Origin of the sequence: Methanosarcina sp. MTP4 (genome assembly GCF_000970045.1) — an archaeon.
In the GTDB taxonomy this organism is placed as follows: domain Archaea; phylum Halobacteriota; class Methanosarcinia; order Methanosarcinales; family Methanosarcinaceae; genus MTP4.
Genome location: NZ_CP009505.1, coordinates 3,006,745 through 3,024,954 on the forward strand (window position 1 = coordinate 3,006,745; position 18,210 = coordinate 3,024,954).

The 18,210-nt window shown below is 43.8% G+C and carries 21 protein-coding genes and 3 tRNA genes; 12 read left to right on the top strand and 12 right to left on the bottom strand.

All coding sequences use genetic code 11. The annotated features are described in order from the left end of the window. Positions 1 to 65 precede the first annotated feature (65 nt). A complete protein-coding gene (locus MSMTP_RS12430) occupies positions 66 to 467 on the top strand; it encodes a transcriptional regulator (protein WP_048179904.1) in 402 nt (133 codons plus the stop codon). A gap of 307 nt (positions 468 to 774) precedes the next feature. On the opposite strand, the gene MSMTP_RS12435 is transcribed toward MSMTP_RS12430, so the two are convergent. After that, positions 775 to 936 (bottom strand): hypothetical protein, encoded by a 162-nt coding sequence (locus tag MSMTP_RS12435; RefSeq protein ID WP_156153827.1) that lies wholly within the window; start codon positions 934 to 936, stop codon positions 775 to 777. A gap of 454 nt (positions 937 to 1,390) precedes the next feature. Between MSMTP_RS12435 and MSMTP_RS12440 the strand changes: the two genes are divergently transcribed. Next, on the top strand, positions 1,391 to 1,798 hold the full coding sequence (locus tag MSMTP_RS12440; protein ID WP_048179909.1) for a transcriptional regulator: 408 nt from the start codon (positions 1,391 to 1,393) through the stop codon (positions 1,796 to 1,798). 276 nt (positions 1,799 to 2,074) lie between these two features. Here MSMTP_RS12440 and MSMTP_RS12445 read toward each other — a convergent pair. Together MSMTP_RS12445 and MSMTP_RS12450 are read right to left on the bottom strand one after the other, a co-directional pair. Beyond that, positions 2,075 to 2,148 (bottom strand) — tRNA-Ile (locus MSMTP_RS12445). Positions 2,149 to 2,217: 69 nt separating this feature from the next. Next, positions 2,218 to 2,294 (bottom strand) — tRNA-Ile (locus MSMTP_RS12450). Between the two features lie 227 nt (positions 2,295 to 2,521). On the opposite strand from MSMTP_RS12450, the gene MSMTP_RS12455 reads away from it, so the two are divergent. Further along, positions 2,522 to 2,593 (top strand) — tRNA-Ala (locus tag MSMTP_RS12455). Between the two features lie 142 nt (positions 2,594 to 2,735). Here MSMTP_RS12455 and MSMTP_RS12460 read toward each other — a convergent pair. Then, positions 2,736 to 4,019, bottom strand: a complete 1,284-nt coding sequence (locus MSMTP_RS12460) for a pentapeptide repeat-containing protein (protein WP_052718398.1) — start codon at positions 4,017 to 4,019, stop codon at positions 2,736 to 2,738. 278 nt (positions 4,020 to 4,297) lie between these two features. Here MSMTP_RS12460 and MSMTP_RS12465 point away from each other — a divergent pair, with 278 nt between their 5' ends. Continuing rightward, a complete protein-coding gene (locus MSMTP_RS12465) occupies positions 4,298 to 4,735 on the top strand; it encodes a hypothetical protein (RefSeq protein ID WP_048179912.1) in 438 nt (145 codons plus the stop codon). An 80-nt stretch (positions 4,736 to 4,815) separates the two neighbouring features. On the opposite strand, the gene MSMTP_RS19375 is transcribed toward MSMTP_RS12465, so the two are convergent. From MSMTP_RS19375 to MSMTP_RS12510, 8 genes are all read right to left on the bottom strand, one after another. Next, positions 4,816 to 4,989, bottom strand: coding sequence for a hypothetical protein (locus MSMTP_RS19375; RefSeq protein WP_156153828.1), 174 nt, complete (start codon positions 4,987 to 4,989; stop codon positions 4,816 to 4,818). 315 nt (positions 4,990 to 5,304) lie between these two features. Continuing rightward, complete coding sequence (locus MSMTP_RS12470) at positions 5,305 to 5,649, bottom strand: hypothetical protein (RefSeq protein WP_048179914.1); 345 nt, start codon at positions 5,647 to 5,649, stop codon at positions 5,305 to 5,307. After that, positions 5,628 to 5,870, bottom strand: coding sequence for a hypothetical protein (locus MSMTP_RS12475; RefSeq protein WP_048179917.1), 243 nt, complete (start codon positions 5,868 to 5,870; stop codon positions 5,628 to 5,630). The genes MSMTP_RS12470 and MSMTP_RS12475 overlap by 22 nt, the downstream gene beginning before the upstream one ends. After that, the gene (locus MSMTP_RS12480; protein WP_048179920.1) at positions 5,870 to 6,151 is read right to left on the bottom strand and encodes a hypothetical protein; all 282 of its coding nucleotides are present in this window, start codon (positions 6,149 to 6,151) and stop codon (positions 5,870 to 5,872) included. Before MSMTP_RS12480 ends, MSMTP_RS12475 begins: the two co-directional genes overlap by 1 nt. After that, a complete protein-coding gene (locus tag MSMTP_RS19380; RefSeq protein ID WP_156153829.1) occupies positions 6,151 to 6,294 on the bottom strand; it encodes a hypothetical protein in 144 nt (47 codons plus the stop codon). The genes MSMTP_RS12480 and MSMTP_RS19380 overlap by 1 nt, the downstream gene beginning before the upstream one ends. A gap of 524 nt (positions 6,295 to 6,818) precedes the next feature. Next, entirely contained in the window at positions 6,819 to 8,507 is a 1,689-nt protein-coding gene (locus MSMTP_RS12490) for a DUF5906 domain-containing protein (RefSeq protein ID WP_156153830.1), read from the bottom strand. A 627-nt stretch (positions 8,508 to 9,134) separates the two neighbouring features. Further along, positions 9,135 to 9,320, bottom strand: a complete 186-nt coding sequence (locus MSMTP_RS12505) for a hypothetical protein (RefSeq protein WP_048179936.1) — start codon at positions 9,318 to 9,320, stop codon at positions 9,135 to 9,137. Positions 9,321 to 9,685: 365 nt separating this feature from the next. After that, a complete protein-coding gene (locus tag MSMTP_RS12510; protein WP_048183540.1) occupies positions 9,686 to 10,894 on the bottom strand; it encodes a site-specific integrase in 1,209 nt (402 codons plus the stop codon). A gap of 393 nt (positions 10,895 to 11,287) precedes the next feature. On the opposite strand from MSMTP_RS12510, the gene MSMTP_RS12515 reads away from it, so the two are divergent. The 8 genes from MSMTP_RS12515 to MSMTP_RS12550 all read left to right on the top strand — a co-directional run bounded on the left by MSMTP_RS12515 (position 11,288) and on the right by MSMTP_RS12550 (position 17,907). Continuing rightward, the gene (locus tag MSMTP_RS12515) at positions 11,288 to 11,950 is read left to right on the top strand and encodes an SdpI family protein (RefSeq protein ID WP_048179939.1); all 663 of its coding nucleotides are present in this window, start codon (positions 11,288 to 11,290) and stop codon (positions 11,948 to 11,950) included. A 104-nt stretch (positions 11,951 to 12,054) separates the two neighbouring features. Then, on the top strand, positions 12,055 to 12,540 hold the full coding sequence (locus tag MSMTP_RS12520) for a peptidylprolyl isomerase (protein ID WP_048179942.1): 486 nt from the start codon (positions 12,055 to 12,057) through the stop codon (positions 12,538 to 12,540). A 5-nt stretch (positions 12,541 to 12,545) separates the two neighbouring features. Next, the gene (locus tag MSMTP_RS12525; protein WP_048179945.1) at positions 12,546 to 13,112 is read left to right on the top strand and encodes a peptidylprolyl isomerase; all 567 of its coding nucleotides are present in this window, start codon (positions 12,546 to 12,548) and stop codon (positions 13,110 to 13,112) included. 188 nt (positions 13,113 to 13,300) lie between these two features. Further along, the gene (locus tag MSMTP_RS12530; protein WP_048179947.1) at positions 13,301 to 13,771 is read left to right on the top strand and encodes a peptidylprolyl isomerase; all 471 of its coding nucleotides are present in this window, start codon (positions 13,301 to 13,303) and stop codon (positions 13,769 to 13,771) included. Positions 13,772 to 13,965: 194 nt separating this feature from the next. Then, positions 13,966 to 14,370, top strand: coding sequence for an OB-fold nucleic acid binding domain-containing protein (locus tag MSMTP_RS12535; protein ID WP_048179950.1), 405 nt, complete (start codon positions 13,966 to 13,968; stop codon positions 14,368 to 14,370). 221 nt (positions 14,371 to 14,591) lie between these two features. Then, positions 14,592 to 15,770, top strand: coding sequence for a sugar phosphate nucleotidyltransferase (locus tag MSMTP_RS12540; RefSeq protein WP_048179953.1), 1,179 nt, complete (start codon positions 14,592 to 14,594; stop codon positions 15,768 to 15,770). A 336-nt stretch (positions 15,771 to 16,106) separates the two neighbouring features. Beyond that, positions 16,107 to 17,204, top strand: coding sequence for a flippase-like domain-containing protein (locus tag MSMTP_RS12545; RefSeq protein WP_048179956.1), 1,098 nt, complete (start codon positions 16,107 to 16,109; stop codon positions 17,202 to 17,204). A gap of 106 nt (positions 17,205 to 17,310) precedes the next feature. After that, on the top strand, positions 17,311 to 17,907 hold the full coding sequence (locus MSMTP_RS12550; protein WP_048179959.1) for a diacylglycerol/polyprenol kinase family protein: 597 nt from the start codon (positions 17,311 to 17,313) through the stop codon (positions 17,905 to 17,907). Positions 17,908 to 18,210: the final 303 nt, after the last annotated feature.

Below are 18,210 nucleotides of genomic sequence, written 5' to 3' on the forward strand. Positions count from 1 at the left end.
GCATATTATTTCTATATCTGATTGACGATAAGTACCGGAAGCACGCGTCCGGCGTTGAAAGGTAGATGATAGACGTGGCAGAGAATGATTTTATACCAGGAGACATCGATTTCAAAATGGGAGAAGTTGAATACGAAATGGTGGATTTACTCAGGAGGCTCAATATTAACAGGCCGGTAGCCCTCACCCTCGCATGCCTCTCGAAGGGGGAAGAGATTTCTTCCCAGAACATCGAAATGGTTTCAGGCCTGAGGCAGCCGGAAGTTAGCATTGCAATGCGCTACCTCCGTGAAAACGACTGGGTCCAAATGAGAGAAGAAAAGAAGAACCAGGGCAAAGGGCGCCCGATCAAACTGTACAGGCTCACCGTGCCTATGGAAAAGATCATCAACCGGATAGAAGAAAACGTCCTTGCCGAAAGCAAAGTTGTGCTTCAGAATATCGAACGCCTCAAAAACATCTCCTGAAGACGCTGCTGATGAGCGGTTCCGAGTCTCCACAAAGCAGGAACGACGCCTGGTTACATCGGAAAAGAGTCCATTCAGACCTCTTTTTCGGTTTCACACATTCAAAATTCAAAGGGACTTCCCCCTATTTAAAGCAAAAGCCCGAAACCTGGAAACCAGGAAACCAGGGGGAAACCTTAGAAACCTCTTTTAGCTGCCACTTTAGTTAACTATTCCTCCCAGCCCCAGGCAGCAGATAAAGGGACTTTTAGCCCGAGAGTCAAAATCCGCCTTTCCACACTTTCCTCATTTGAAGTTCATGTGTAGCTCACCTGAATTTAGGTGGAATCCATTTTGAGTTATTTGGAATCCATTTTGAGTTATTTGGAATCCATTTTGAGTTATTTGGAATCCATTTTGAGTTGTTTGGAATCCATTTTGAGTTATTTGGAATCCATTTTGAGTTATTTGGAATCCATTTGGAACCCATATTATACTGTAGCCATCACCTGGAAAGCAGATTCTACACCTGAAGTTCATATTTCACACCTGAAAAGCAGACTTAACACTTGAAGTTCACATCAAAAATCACAATAATATTCCAGAACATTTATTAAGAAATTTCTTTATTTCTCTCTGCTGTCCTTTCCAAACGCCCTATCCTACACAACCCACCCATAAATTCGAGCCATTTCCTGTAGAAGGGAATAGGGACTTTCTTCAAAAAAAGAGGGATTTATGGGGCTTGTATATTTATTCATAGATTTGAGAAGAGAATCGTCAACCAGACTTGAATTTTAAAAAACAGAATCAATCGGCTACGAATCCTGAATGTGAACACCGTTAACATTGAAAAATATAAAGATACATCGATAATTATTAAAAAGAATAAATACGTAAATATTTATATTAATTCACAATATAATCATCCTTTGGGTGATTTAATGGTAGATGAAAGCGGTAGAAATATAGATGCAGCTTTAGAGAAAAATCCCATATATATGGGATCCACCGAATATGAAATGATCGAACTGTTTAGAAAAATAAATGTAAGCAGGCCCGTTGCCCTAACCCTTGCCTGCCTTGCAAAAGGAAGGGAAATCTCTTCCCAGAGCATTGAGGTAGTTTCGGGCCTGAGACAGCCGGAAGTCAGCGTCGCAATGCGTTACCTTCGCGAGAACGACTGGATTCACATCCGGGAAGAAAAGAAGTCAAAGGGTAAGGGCAGGCCTATCAAGCTGTACAAGCTTACGGTTCCCATGGACCGCATTGTAGGCAAGATCGAACAGGAGATCATAGCAGAAAGCAGACACGTGCTTCAAAACATCGAACGCCTCAAGAATATTGCCTGAATACTTTCAGGCTAACAGCGAAGCGCTAAAATTCAGGGCACTGTTCCGTCCCGAACCGTGCCTTGATTATCTTATCTTTAAATTTTCTTTTTTTCCGAAGACAAGAGTTTACTGCCAGGTAAACTATTGGCTAGATATTTTCTCTTCTTAATAAGGCCATCGGCAAAAGGTTTAACAGGATTTTAGAGAAAGCCGGACCTGAAAGGCAAATTCCATCAGGAAAACAGACACAAGAAAACTACAAAACAGACAAGAAAAGCTTTGAAAAATTTATAGTGGGCCCGCTGCGATTCGAACGCAGGACCTCACGGTTATCAGCCGTGCGCTCCACCAAGCTAAGCTACGGGCCCAATGTGAAAGGCTTAATCTGCCACTGTATTAAAAAAGCCTAGAGTTTCTCCTGAAAAGAGATAAGATTGTGGTGGGCCCGCTGCGATTCGAACGCAGGACCTCACGGTTATCAGCCGTGCGCTCCACCAAGCTAAGCTACGGGCCCAATGTGAAAGGCTTTTTTTGAATTATCGCAATTGAAAGGCTTTATTTGGGAAAGCATCCCAATCCGACAACACTTCTAATACGCGGATTACTATATATAACTTTTGCCCCGATTTCCGGCCCCGGGTCAGTTCATAAAATAATTTACCCACACCCCAGCCCTATTGCCGACAGTTTTATATACGATACTGTGATTTAAAGGAAATGCTCGTGGCATAATAAATACATGGGCCGGTAGATCAGGGGAAGATCGCTACCTTGGCATGGTAGAGGCCTCGGGTTCAATTCCCGACCGGTCCACTTAAAAACTTTTAATAGTCCTAAACGAATTCTTTTTTTGCTAATGCTAATCTTTAAAGCATCCCCATTCCCGTAGGGGTTCAAGGGTTCGACTCTCATTCCACCCATCTGTTTTTTTGAGAGTTTTAGTCATTATGTCCATTTATTTAGAAGGCTTTTCAAACAGAGAAGGATTTGATTCCTTTAGAGATTTCAAAAAATTTTCATCTAATTTAGCTTCATAAAGGGTTTTCACTTTCGAAAGTTGTTCGAGTGAGGTATTATTTAATGCCCCTCCAAGGTCAGCCCTTACAAGATCAGCCCATCCAAGGCTAGCCTCCTTAAGGTTAGCCCCTAAAAGGTTAGCCTCTCTAAGGTTAGCCCCTTCAAGGTTAGCCCCTACAAGGTTAGCCTCTACAAGGTTAGCCCCAAAAAGGTTAGCTCCTACAAGGTTAGCCTCTTTAAGGTTAGCCTCTTTAAGGTTAGCCCCTACAAGGTTAGCCTCTTTAAGGTCAGCCCATCCAAGGTTAGCCCCTAAAAGGTTAGCCCCTAAAAGGTTAGCCTCCTTAAGGTCAGCCCTTACAAGATCAGCACATCCAAGGCTAGCCTCTCTAAGGTTAGCCCCTAAAAGGTTAGCCTCTCTAAGGTTAGCCCCTTCAAGGTTAGCCTTTCTAAGGTTAGCCTCTTTAAGGTCAGCCCATCCAAGGTCAGCCCCTAAAAGGTGAGCCCCTTCAAGGTTAGCCTTTCTAAGGTTAGCCTCTTTAAGGTCAGCACATCCAAGGTCAGCCCCTAAAAGGTGAGCCCCTTCAAGGTGAGCCCCTCCAAGATTAGCCCCCGCTAAATAAGTATCACTCAAATCAAATAACCGAAATTCTTTCTTCTCATGTTCTCTGTTTCTTCTTCTTAAAACATCGAGTGCTGCTTGAGTATCAATTGATAATTTTTCACCTTCCGTTTTTTCATCCCCATTGATATTATTATTCAGGGAATTTTTTCGAATAAAGGCGGTCAAAATCTCCATGATGGGCCAATGGTCCTTCTCCGACTCATTTGCTATTCGTTCAAGAGCATAGATTCCACCTAATCTTAATTCTTGACCGGCACTCCCTAAATGCTCAATAGCTCTCGTAAATCTCTCTGTGATCTGCCCCTCCTGTGTTATTGCTACAGTTTTTTCAGTTGCTGTGACACGCCTGTGAGTTAAATAAAGCCCAAGCATTAGAACTACTCCGCCTAATAACTGAGCAAGAGTTGACCTGAATTTATCTTCCAGCTCGGCGGCTTTTGTGGGGTCATCCAGGGAGCCACTTAGATTTGAAACCTGCAATTGGGGGACTTTCCATAAGATGAGAATAAAAATAGCTAGAAATGAGATGAACAGAAGTAGGGGGATAATTTTTGAAACTAAATTTTTTATTGGTTTGAGCTTTTCGGATAGATTCTTCATTTCCACAAGGACCCGGTGAATTTTTTTGTATTCATATGAAACAAGAGTAACGTACTTTTACTTTTTGTTTAAAATCCTTGATCATTTTCTTCCATTCTCAAACCATTTTTTGACTTATTACTATTTCCGAAGCATAATACCCTTTTTTTCAACCATGATCAATGGCTCACGGACAAGACCAAAAATTTAATAAATCAAATATTTTATAGTATGTCCACAGTCAGAACTTTACTAATCATAAATTATATATTAAATTTTGTGGAAAAGTTGGTGATTAAATGAAAATAAAATATATTTATTCTTTCCTTGTAATTTTATGTATTCTAACTTCATTTTTGTTTATAAGTGGGTGCACCGATGAAGAATCAAATGAAGAACCAGATGAAGTAACAATAAAGTTTCCTGAAGAAAAAAAGGAAGAACTAGTCGAAATCTTAAAAACTCACTATGAAGTGAAGGATGCAAGAGTCATTTTTGTTCCAAAAACAAAAAGCTTGATGGTTGACTATTACGTTGACAATATTCCAGCTGAAACAGATCTTTATGATGATATAGTGGGCATCATAATAATATCCAAATCAATTGCGACAGAATCGGGAATAACAAACCCCAACGTGGTAGTTGGTGCATTATCACTGGATGAAACCTTATTGGGCCAAGGATATTATTATTCATCTACAGATGAAACAAATGTGGATATATTTTTACAAACTTAATATTAAAGACCTTTGAGACTTTTTAATATATTCTGGAATCGTCAAAATGTATGTTTGTTTTCCACATTCATTGACTGCAATCAATCAAAAACCCAGAAAATAATAAAAAGTCTCAAAAAAGGAGAAAAAAATTGCTGCCCATGGAAGCTAGCCAGGGTCATGGCATCCGAGTAGTCATCTGGAGTGATCCCGGCCGGGAAGGCTTCGGAAAGGGCTTTATCGGGTCCAACTCTTGCTTTCTTGTAAATTTCCATTTATTCCGTAGCTAGTTTCATACTTTTTGAATCTTTAATATTACAATTTATTACGTTTTGGTACTTTGTAAAATCGCCATTTTTCCCGTTTTCGTCATCGGTTAAATTCAGCCTCTTGTTATCTTTTTATGTTATTGCTATGATTTTCTTTACCTTTTTTTGCGTTTCATAGAGGGTTAATCGGTGAGAACTTGCATATTCCTATATGATGTGCAATAAATGACTTAACCCACGACTTTCATATATTGAAAGAAATAAAAACACATCTCAAGGAAGTTAAGGGGTTTTTCCTTCCGGTGCGTTTCTTATGGTTTTTCAGCCTGTGACTGTAGGGGCTGCATCCGCGTTAATTAGGTTCAGTAATCTTTCAGTAAGTTCTTTATTTATCTTCGCTTCATCTGCTGCCGTATATGGAAAATGGTAAACATTTTCATTCCAATATTCAAAGTATGCCAGGTCCCGCCCGTAGTCCACAGGATTGAAGGGAAGGTCCACGGGTTCTTTGCGTATCCTGTTTAAAATGTCCTGATGAAATAATGCGTTCCTGTACTGCGCAAGGCCTTTTATTTCCCATTCCCGCGGCTGTGATTCACGCGCCCGGGTTCCTGCTGCTGCCTTGATCGCTTGTAATTCTTTTTTTATGGAAGCAAGGGTAGCCATGTTTCCCCCAAAAACAGATTTTTATAATCCTCTTCGATGCCTGCCAGGAGTTCCCCCAGGTCCGGCATATCAAGCAGGTTATCAAGGTCCGGATCTTCAAGAAACAGGTTAAGGTCCTCAGCTCCGGAGGGTTCCCCGGCTTCCTGTGATCGTGTGGTATACTTTTCTATTGTCCTGGTCAGGTCTGCCAGGTCCGCCTCGAGTTCTTCCAGGAAAGCCATTAATTTTCCCCGCAATCTTCATGTATTAAGTTAAGGACCATAGCCCCCCCGAGGGGTCCGGAGGGTTCAGGGCTATAAGGTCCCTGCCACAAGTCCGCCAGGTAATCCCTGCCATTATCAGGTATGCAAATTATGGTTCCGGTCCCTGTGATCCCTGATAGGTCAGGAGTCCCGTAAGCAGGGTTGTATACAATAGTTTGGGATATGTCCCCGGAGTTCTGCAGGGTTGCGAGTCTTCGGATTTCGTTTATTTCTTTTCGGAGCTGTGATATCGAAGGCATTAGTTAGCCCCCGGGATAGGGAAGGCTGCCCGGTGTGCGCCTGGTCCTGTCTGTTCCAGGGTTTCCCGGAGTTCCTCGAGGTCTTCTTTTATTTCGCTCAGTTCAACGTCCTTTAGGATTTCGTTTGCACATCGGAGCCCCATAATAAGAGTTTGCATATACCTAATTTTGATTGCGTCCGACTGTGTAGCCGTGAATCTGCTTCCTTTAAGTCTGCTTCTTATTTCGTTTATTATTTCGTTGTTGTAGCTTAGAAGTAAATCTCGGGTTATTTGGTTTTGTTCTCTTTCGTGGCTTCCGTTGTTGCTTTTCACGTTATCCCCTAAAAGTGTTTGCTGCTTAGATGCAAAATTGCCTAGTACTATATACTACTCATAACCTTATATATTTTTGTACAAAAATGTATATTTTCTGAGATACCTTATAGATGGTTTGTAACTGTGTAAACTGCTATCCGCACTATCCGGCGTTTTTCCAACTCCTCCCCCCTAATCTTTTTTTTTTATTTTTTTTTGTGTACAAGAATGTAAAATATACCCGGATAGTACGGATAGTAGTATAAAGAGTACTTCCCGAAAGCGTTTATCTATCCGCGCAAAATGAATTGTTGAAGATAGCTAGAACTCTCCAATAAATAGACATAAAAAAACGAAAAAAAAAAAGATAATTAATTAAATTTGGCTTGTTCCCTCTTGAGTTCGAACTCTTTGATATCTGCCTTGTATTTGCTGTCCTCCTTCCATTTGTAAGGGAAGACATAAACAGGGCTTTGGATCCCCGAGTCCTTCCCGGTAAGCTTTGCCTCTGTCACGCCACATATTTTAAGGATCTTCGAAAGGGCTTCCTTTGATTGTGGTATATCATCCTCTAAGTTTTCATCATTCCCCCATTTGATGAGTATATCCAACATATCCCCTTTCAAGAAATATGTAGGATACCGGCTTCTTTCCATGTTTTTAGAAATAAACTGATATACAGGTTCCGAACATTTAGCCCACTTATCCTTAACATCTGGGCCGTCGGTCTCCTTCAAAAGTTTTCCCTCTCTGCCTATCCGGAGGGCTGCAGCAATGACGTTATGTAAAAACCCGCTTAAGTTCTCCGGGGTAAATGTTTCCTCATAGAATCTATCCCGCTTTTCAAAGCTGTTAGGAAATAGCACATATTCCCACTTATCCCAGAAAGCCTCGTCCCGCTTCACATCGTTGTTCGTGATCTTCGGAGGGGTATTACATGCGAACACAAGCACCGCCGTTATGAACGCTGAGAAAGGCTGCCGTCCTTTAACCTCCACGTCATGAGAATAAGCACCTAACAGCCTTTTTAAAGTCCCGGTTTCCTTCAATGGAAAGTTAGGGAGTTCGTCATGAATATTATGGAGTTTTCCCACTAAACGCGCCAGCTTAAACTTGTGTTCCCCGGTTGCCAGCTCATTTAATGGGACATCGCTTTTATTTTCAATCCCGAAGGTTCTATAAAGCAATTCAAGGTATGAAGACTTCCCCGCGTCCTTCCTGCCCTGCAATAAATAGCATTTCTTGTAAGGCCCGCGTCCCATTACCTGTAATAATGCCTGTGCAGGTATTTGATAAAGTACCTTTAAGTCAACTTCATCCACGTATGACCGAAGGACGTTATCTATAGGTTTGCTGCTTGCATTCGGGTTAAAGTCCGTAGGAATCTTGTAATTAAATAGCCATTTCGGGCTGAAAGGGATAAGCTCAGGCAGTCCCGTTTCAAAGTTCAGCCTTATGATCCCATTGTTAACGGGTATCATATCAGGGTGCAGATTGAAAGGATATTTCATGTGAGGGGCGTCATACCTGATATAATACATGATCTCCGCGTCTGCGCCTCTCACGCTTGCGTTGCTGCCTTTTTTCGCTGCTTTGATAGCTTTAACCGTCCGGGCAATTTCGGCTTTAACAAGGGCTTCCCCTTCCACGTATACGCCTTCTGAATAGACATATAACTGATCCTTGAAAGCCAGGGTGTTAAGTTCTCTCCTGATCTTGTCAGCTATTTCCTCATTGTAGAGAACTACCTTTTTTACGTCCCCTTCTTTCGTCCTGTGGAGTTCGTAAAGTCCATCAAATTCTAAAGGTATACCGTCTGTATTTTTTGCCTCTATCCAGTCCTTTTGTTCTGCCGTGTTGATCGCGGATTCAATCAGGGAAAGTTTTGTGGGTTCTTCCAGTTCCCCCCATGCTTTACCGCCATAACAATAAGTTTCAAGGATCCGGTTTATTGACCATTTCGGATAAGTCCCCGCTAATATCTTGATTACTTCTGATATGTCCGCAAATGTCCAATTTTCAGGGCCCTTATTAAACATATCAAAAAAAGCCGGGTTCATTAATGCGAGTTCTGCAAGGTCCGCGTTTATGTCCTCGGTGTCAACTTCCCGGTCATAAGGCACACTGTTAAACCTTTTCAAGAATTCGTTTTTTCTAATTACTGCCGGAGGGATTGTTACGGCTTCGTTCATGCCTGCGCCCCCGCTGCCCGGGTTCCTTGCCATGCATGGTATAGATTCCAATTTAGCGAGTCTATCACCTGATAAGCTGCCGGGGCTTCCACCGGGTTAATCTTGTTTTGTGCCTGTTCCCCTGACATCCATAGATTAAAAATAAGATCCTGTTCAGGGCTCGGGGTGTTCATGGTATCCGTTCGGGCCTCGAAGAGTCCAGGACCGGAAAAATCAAAAATAGATTTTTGCTTATATTTTTCGGATACGTTGCATATATATTCCATATTTAGCCCCTCTGTTGAGAGGGAAGACGATAACGAAAAACGGAGTATATAGAATGATATAACCCAAATATACGGGTAGGATAATTATATGTGTATTTGGGTACATATAACACAAATAGGACCGAGTGTTGCTCGGTTGAGTGTTTTAACTCCGTTGCCGTGGTCCAAAGTTTGGCGACTTCGAGGACTACGTGCAACACTTCGCGAATTTCAGCTTCCCCTCTCATTATCACAAAATCCCCCTTTTCCTTCTTTCTTCTTCCAGGGTTGTTTTCCCTGCTGCAACATCTGCCAGAATTTGCTGGTATTTTTCTTGTGCCCGTCTTTCAATTTCGAAATACAGTCGAAATGTTTTTGGCATCCGTTCCATAATTTCAGGGTCAATATCGAGGATTGATTCAACGGTTGCACTCATGCTGTTCCCTCTAATTTTTCTTTCAGGATGTTCTCAACAAAAGTTGCCCTTTTAGCAATCCCGCGGCTTTCTTCTATCATTTCAAAAAGGTGCGGTTCAACATTCACACAAAATTGAATTTTACGGTTTCTTTCCATACTTTCACCTTTACAATTTAAATAAATTAATTAATTAGTAAAGTGAGGGGTTTTATCATATATATATACAATAGTAAACTTCAATTTAGAATTTGTACCTGAAAATTATTCAAGCACCCACACATAGACCTAAATAGAAAATATCAAAAACCCGTAAAGAATTGATTAAAAAAGAGGTAATAAAAAAGATATTTTTTAAAAGTATATGAATATAAATGAAGAATAATGTCATTTCTGACCCAACATTTCCCTAAATCTAGCCTCAACAAGTTCCTCAATTTTTGCGTTTACTAACTTTTCCATCTTATCATCGGCAAAATCGTTTCCAGCTTCTATTTTTTCAGCCATTGCCTGATCGAGTACAAGCGAGCAACGCGAGCAAAACTTATCTTCCGACTTCAAAACGTTATCACATCTCGGGCATCTTGTTAACGTAACATGTCTTGTGTCCTCGGTTTTAAGCCCGTACTTTTCATAAATGCTATTATTGATTTCCTGATCTGTGAAATTTGCGTAAATCTTAAACATTTGAGTGCTGCCGCGACTCCACCCAGCCCGGTGTTTTACCTCCTGCTCGTTGAGTCCGTCAAGTATCCAGTTGGTAATCGCCGTGTGCCGTAGTAAGTGAGGATGAACACTTTTCTTTATGCCTGCCTTTTCTGCTGTGGTTTTTATCATTTTTCGAATCGTCTTATAACTCACAGCCTCTTGGTTTTTGTCAAGTGTAACCCATAAGGGAGCCTCGGGGTTTTCCCTGTCTGGATGTACGGCTAGCCATTGATTCAGATATCCTGAACTCCAAGTTAAAGGAATCCCCTTTGCGGGTGTTGTTTTATTAACTCCCGTTTTTGAAAGGTAGATCATGGCCCCATACTGGTTGAATTCAACGTTTTTGACCCGGCAGGATGCAAGCGCCCCCACCCTCATTCCCCCATCTGCAAGAACGGCAATTATAGCTTTGTCGCGTGGATGCCTGCCAGCTTCAAGGAGCCGGGTAAACTCGTCTTTCGTCAGGATGTCGGAAGGCTGTACGGGGCTTTCGATCGTCTTGAGCTTAAGCTCCCTAATCCACTTAGGGGGATTGCCGCCCGTGGACCAACGGAAAAATTTTTTGACTAATTTTTTATAATTTCGAATTGTGCCAGGTGACATTTTCCTTTCATCTTCAAGATGAATTAAAAGCCTATCGAAGGTTTCAGGGTCCAGCTTGTCCAAAGTCTCAGTAAAGCCCATTTCCTGAAGTCGTTGAACCGTACGAGTCGTGTAATTGAGATACCATGTGATAGTTGACTTTGCCGCCCCTTCCCGCCTCAAGGCAATTGAAAAATTTTCAATTAACTTTCGGTTTTCTTCCCCGATGTCGGCCTTTTTCAATCTCTGCTTCGCATTTATAAAGCCGGTGTCCATGCAATGAATGTCATCAACCGATTTAGTCATGTATATAAAATCTATGTTTAGGACTATAAACTTTGAGGATATAGACCCGACCGGTCCACTTTTCTTTTTAGAAGATTTTTGCATTAAAAATATCTATTTTCAAAATAATTTATTTTCCCGAAAATTAGTTTTTCCAAAAATCCGTTTTCTGGAAATTCGTTTTCTGGAAATTCGTTTTTCCAAAAGTTCAATACTTTTAAATTCATTTTTCAGTTTGCGAATCCTGAGGCTTAAATGGGGTTGAAAGATATCGAATAATAAAAAATATTTTACCCGGTTAAGACAAAAGTACTGTTAAAGCAAAATTGCAATTCCAGGTTAGAAACAATCTTAAAAACTACTAGATTAGTTAGAAGTTACTCTTTAAATATTTAGAGCCATAATTAATTACCCATGAAAAAATCCACCCTTGTGATCATCGGAATCGTTCTCTTCTCCTTCATCCTTTCCATCTACTTTTACCCCCTGGTGCCAGAGCAGATGGCCACGCACTGGGACGCCAGCGGAGAGGTGAACGGGTATATGTCGAAGTTCTGGGGGCTGTTTTTCATGCCTCTTATTATGGCCGGACTTGCCCTGTTCTTTCTGGTAGTCCCCAGGGTTGATCCCCGGAAGGCAAATATCGAGAAATTCAGGAAACATTATGAAGGTTTTATCTTCCTTATGCTCCTTTTTTTGCTTGCGGTACATGTGCAGATGCTGCTCTGGAACATCGGGATTGAGATCAGTCCGAATTCCGTGCTCCCGGTGGGAATAGGGCTGCTGTTCTATTACATAGGGATTCTTACGGAAAATGCAGAGCAGAACTGGTTTGTCGGGGTCCGGACTCCCTGGACCCTGAGCAGCGAGAGGGTGTGGAAAAGGACTAACCGGCTGGCGGGCAAACTCTTCAAGATTGCAGGGATAGCGGCGTTATTCGGCATGTTTTTCCCGGATCTGGCAGTGTATTTCATACTCGGGCCGGCGCTGCTGGCTGCCTTTGTTACGGTCGTTTACTCCTATCTTGAGTACCGGAAAGAACTAAAAGATAAAGAACTGGAAGCAGCCTGGGAATAAAAAGAAGCCTGTAAAGTACCTGATACCAGTATAAGCATCAGATATGACCCTAATTCCATCAGCACTTTTATGTAACATGCTTTCGTTTTGAATTATTGATTTTTATGACTGAGAACTCCAAAGCCGATTCTGAAAAAACCATAGAAAGCGGAGACACCATCTCCGTAGACTACGTAGGAGAACTCGATGATGGCGCGGTATTTGACACTTCTGTAAAAGAGGTCGCAGTTGAAGCCGGGATATACAACGAGCAAAGAGAATACGAGCCCCTTACCTTTACGGTGGGTGCGGGACAGATGATCAAAGGCTTCGACGAAGGCGTGGTCGGGATGAAAGTGGGGGAAGAAAAGACCCTGACAATCCCACCGGAAGATGCATATGGGGAATACAGTGAAGAACTTGCCAGGAAACTCCCTGCAGAAGCCGTGGAGTTTACCCCTGAAGTAGGGATGCAGCTGGCAACGGACACCGGACTCCGGGGCACGATAACTGAAGTTGATGAAGAAGGTTTCGTGATAGACTTCAACCACATGCTTGCAGGCAAAGCCCTGACCTTCAAGGTAACACTGGTTTCCATCACGGAGGCCTGAACGGAATGAAAACCGGGAGGGGGGTACTTATCCTCGGGTGCATCCTGATCGTGGCCTGCGTGCTCCTGGGAAGCGGCTGCACGGACACAGGAAACGACGGGCAGGCTGGAGAAACCGCCAAAGCCGGAGACACGGTCCATGTGGATTACGTGGGAAAACTCGAAGATGGCACGGTCTTTGACACTTCCATAGAAGAAGTCGCCGTCGAAGCCGGGATATACATCGAAGGAAGGGAATACAGCCCCCTGACTTTCGAGGCAGGCGCAGGCCAGATGATCACAGGCTTCGATGAAGGTGTGATAGGGATGAAAGTAGGGGAAGAAAAAACCCTGACAATCCCGCCGGAAGACGCATACGGGGAATACGATGAAGCTAATATCCAGGCAGTTCCCCTGGAAGACCTGGGCCTCCCGGAACCTCCCGTAGAGGGGCAAAAGCTCATGACAATGTACGGAACAAGGGTTACCGTACTCTCGGTCAATGAGACCCACGCCACCATTGACTTCAACCACGAACTTGCCGGAAAGACCCTTATTTTCGACATTACACTTGTTTCAATCGAATCTAGCTGAGTTCCCGGGCAGCTTCTGCATATGAAGCTGCCACATTTCTGCTGCATTTTTTGCCGGAACCCGGATCATAAAGAACGCCAGCATCCGGCTTAACAGCAGAGGGATTAAAAGCGGTTGGATTAGCAGTCGCTGGATTCGTAGCAGCTGGATTGAAAGAGGCACAAAAAAATAAAGGAGATGGAGAATAAATGGAGAATTCTCAGGCTGTTGAAACAGGCAATTACGTGCTTGTGGATTATACGGGAAAATTCGAAGACGGCAAAGTGTTCGAAACCACCGTAAAAGAGCGCGCACTCGAAGCAGGCATATACGAGGAAGCCAGGGAATACACCCCCCTCTTTTTCAGAGCTAATGCTAGCCAGGTAATCAAAGGCCTGGACAAAGGGGTTTTGGGGATGAAAGTGGGAGATGAAAAGACCCTTAAAATCCCCCCTGGAGAAGCCTACGGAGAATACAGGGACTACATGGTCCAGGAAATTCCCCTTGACAGGCTGGGACTTGAAACCCCTCCTGAAGCAGGCGAGAAAATCACAACTCCCAGCGGAAGGGAGGTAAAAGTGCTTGCTTCAACCGAAACGCACGCTACCCTGGACTTCAACCACGAACTCGCAGGCACTATCCTTATCATGGAAGTTAAACTTGTCTCGATTATAAGGTGAAACTTGTCTCGATTATAAGGTGAAACTTGTCTCGATTATTTTGAGTAAAAATAGTCCGGACTACAGGGTGACTCAGAATTTATAGGGGAATTCCAGATTTAGAAAATTACTCCGGATTTGTAAGATGATTACGGTTTATGGAGTGGTCCCAGGGTCGTTGTCCCGGGATCAAACTTCCGGAGAAAGGGGGAAGTATGGAAAAGGAAGAAAAAGTAGTAATAGTGCTGCTCCTTATGGCACTATCGTCTATCTCAGTCGCATATTTCTGCTTCGGGCTAGAATTTGCGGGTGCAGGGAAAGTGTCCGGGGGAGAGTTCAAGCAGTACAGCCCGGAGTCCGAAGTAGGGGAACGGGTGAACCTCGAAGCCGAGGTCCTGAGCAAACGCTTTACGTACACAGGAGGGCACCTGCTTTTAAAAGTAGATTACAACTCCGAGCCACTGACTGTTTTTGTTCCAAGTGATGCAGGAGTTGAAGCCCTGGATGAATCAATAAATAAAGGGGACTTTGTGAGTATAACAGGCATTGTTACTGAGTATGAAGGGGAAAGGGAGATCAAAGTGACGGATAAAACTGAGATTTTCCGAATTGACGGATAAAGCCAATATCTTCCGAATTGGCAGATAAAGCTGAGATTTTCCGAATTGGCGGATAAAGCTGAGATTTTCCGAATTGGCGGATAAAGCTGAGATTTTCCGAATTGGCGGATAAAGCTGAGATTCACCTGATAGGCGGATAAATAGGACATATCCTGAATAACCATTATCAATTACCGCTGAAAATAGTTACTAATATATTCAAAAAGAACATGTGAGGAAATATGAAGGCATGCATCATGTGCGGAGGTGCGGGGACCAGGTTAAGACCGCTGACCTTCAAGCACCCCAAACCCAGTATTCCCATTCTCAATGAACCTTCCGTCCGCCATCTTATCGAACACCTTTCAAGAGAGGGGTTCAACGAAATAGTGATGACCCTGGGGTATATGGGAGAGCGCATCGAAGAACAGCTCGGAGACGGACACATTTTCGGAGTCCATATCGATTACGTTTATGAAAAAGAAAAAATGGGGACCGCGGGTGGGGTAAAAAATGCCGAAGAATACCTAAAAAATGAGCCTTTTATCGTACTTGGGGGAGACCACGTCCTTAACCTCGACCTCAGGGAGATGTACCGCTTCCACGAAGCAAATGACGCCCCGATAACAATCGGGCTCCTTTCCATCGACGACCCGAGGGAATTCGGGATTGCCGACATGGACATCAACAACCGGATCCACCGCTTCCTTGAAAAGCCAAAGTCAGGCCAGATTTTCAGCAACCTTGCAAGCACGGGAATCTACGTTTGCGACCCCTCGATCTTTGACTGGATCCCGGAAAATACCAGGTACGATTTTGCAAAAGACCTCTTCCCGGCCATGCTTGCCGCGGATGAGAAGATTAACGGCGTGCTTGTAAGGGGAAAGTGGACCGATGTCGGGAGTTCGGCAGCCTACAGGCAGGCCCAGCGCTGGATGCTCGACGCCCTGCCCGGGACAACCATTGAAGGGCATTTCGCCGCGAAAAACGCCAGGATAAGAGGCCCTCTGAAAATAGGGAACAACGTGTCCGTAGGCTCGAATTCATCCCTTGTAGGCCCTATCGTCATAGGGGAAAACTCGGTCATAGGCGACAACGTGCTTGTTGGCCCTTACAGCGTAATCGGCTCTAACTGCGTAATCGAAGACAACGCAAAGCTCCTTTCCTCTTACCTCTTTGACCATGTCCGAATCGGAGAAAATTCCAACATCTCAGGGGCAATTGTAGCCGATGACACCATAATCGGGGAAAACTGCAGCCTGGAAAACGGAACGGTTATCGGGCATAAGGTAATCATCGGGAATAACTCAACCATCCATTCGGGAGTTAAGGTCTGGCCCGAGGTCATGATCAACAAAAACTCAAGCATAAAAGAAATTACCCTCAACCCGGATTATGACACAAGCTATGACGGGTCGTGAAAGGTCCCTATTAAAAAACCGGATTAATCTCCGGTTTTTCTGCTCCTTTCATTTTAATTCATTATGCTTCAATTTCCGTTTAATCCCGCTGCATTTCATTTCTAATCATGCAGTTTCATTTCATTCCAATTCATTCTGATTCATCCCTTTGCATTCCGTTTCTGATTTTACAGGTCCCTTTCAGGGCTAATAAGTTAAAGCGGACTTATCCAAAAATATAAATGATTGAATTTAGCTTATCATACATAAAGAAACGGGATGAATACATATCTCGGTGAAAAATACCTCATTACAGATTAATAGATTTACTAAAACGCAAAATAAAAACAGATAACCATGAACAGGTATAAAAAATGGCTGATCGCATCCCTGCTCATAAGTGCGGCATCAGTAGCCATTGTGACAGGTTTTACCTTTGATGCGGAAACAATTGAAGCCCTCAAAAGGGTAAAACCCGAATATATAATTGCTGCCGCCCTATTGCATTTTTTTTCGTACTTTGTCTGGGGCTTTCGGACCCGGGCGCTTTGCAGAGCCCTGGGCCACGAGGTAAACCTCGCCAGAGTTATTGAAATTGTCATTTCAAGCGCCTTTGCAGCCGGGATCACGCCTTCTTCCGCAGGTGGGGAACCCCTCAGGGTCCACATGCTCCACCAGAACAAAATTCCCCTGGGCAGAGCAACTGCAATCGTTTTTGGGGAAAGGTTACTTGATGCCTTTTTCATCTTTGCGTCCTTACCCTTTGCCCTTCATATTTATGGGGACATTACCTCGAACTACGAGTTTGACGCGGCTTTCCTGACTGCAAACGCTCTGGTCTTCCTTATTCTCCTGTGTTTTGTCTACAGCTTATGGAAACCCGAAAAGGTAAAAAGCGCAATCCACCGGGTGCTAAGCAAAGCGTCCCCCTTCTTCGGGAAACGCACGGACACCGCAATTTCCCATATTCTGGAGCAGGTTGACCAGGAAATAGACCATTTCCATGAAAGCATCCTGCTATTTTTCTCGGACGGGAAAAAGGGGCTTTTCTACGGCATAGCTTATACCTTCGTTTTCTGGACCGTGGAATTTTCCCTGCTGGTCCTGATCCTGATGGGCCTTTCCGAAACCCCTTCGATTCCTACCGCCTTTGCAGCCCAGGTCCTCATGGCTGTGATCATGATAGTCCCTGCAACCCCCGGAGCAAGCGGGGTCGCGGAATTCGGGGCAGCATCCCTCTTCTCAGTCTTTGTAAGCCCCTCCATCCTCGGAATCACCGTGCTTGCCTGGAGAGCCCTGACCTACTACATGAACCTCCTGGTGGGCGGCTTTGTGAGCCTGAAAGTACTAAAAGACATGGACGTGATCAAAAAGCTGATAGGAGACTCCACAGAAAGTCACAGAGTGCCTGAAAATCCCCAGGTACCCCACACTGAGCTCCCTGAAGCTCCCTGACCCTTTGACCCCTGATGCCCCCTGATCCCTTGATCCCTTTCAACATTTTTTATCAGCATTTTGCATCAAACACTTTATATCCTATCTTCGCAAAAGTTCCTACAACATGTCTTCCGGAGAACTTATTTTCGAAATCCTGAGAAAAAGCGTGCACCTGGTTTCAGTCCTTATTGTGCTTATCTACGAGTATTTCGGAAAACAGGAAGTTCTCTGGGTGCTCATGCTTTTCCTGATCTTTGTCCTGGTCCTCGACTATTTCCGGCTTGAACAGGACATGAAAATCCCCTTTTTCCATACAATGTACAGGGAAAAGGAAGGATGCAGGCTTGGAGGGCATATCTATTTTGCACTGGGAGCAGTAGCAGTCATCTGTCTTTTCTCCAGGGAAATCGCCTATGCCGCAATCCTGATGACAACCTTGGGAGACCTTGTTGCAGCCCTTATCGGAAAATTCTACGGAAAAAGAAGAGTGTTTCACACAACATTCAAAAATGACAAGTCCCTTGAAGGCTCAGGCGCCGAGCTCCTCGTAGACTTCGTTGTCGGGCTCCTTATTCTCGGAAACCCCATCGTGGCCCTGGTCATGGCCTTTTTCGCAACCCTCGCAGAAACCGCAGTCAACAAAATCGATGATAACCTGGTGGTCCCCCTCTTTTCCGGCTTTTTCGGGCAGATGACCGTGCTGGTGCTTGCCCATATCTGAAAAAGGCTGCCCAGGAAACAAGGGCTCAAAAAGAGAGGGAAGAGAACAAAAACAAAAGGGTAGGTTCGAGCAGATGTAAGAACTTATCCGGAACAGCCGGATTGCTGTCTCAGACTGTTTTTTCCGCTTGCTTGCAAGCGGCCTTCCCAAAAAGCAAAATTGAAACAGAACCAGACTGAAAGCCATCACAAGCGGGATAAAAAGGGCAAATGTCCATATTTTTTTGTTTTTAGCTGTTCTCAGTGCTTTTGGCTTGAAATTTTATTCTTGTTCTTGTTTTTAGCTGTTCTCAGCGCTTTTGTT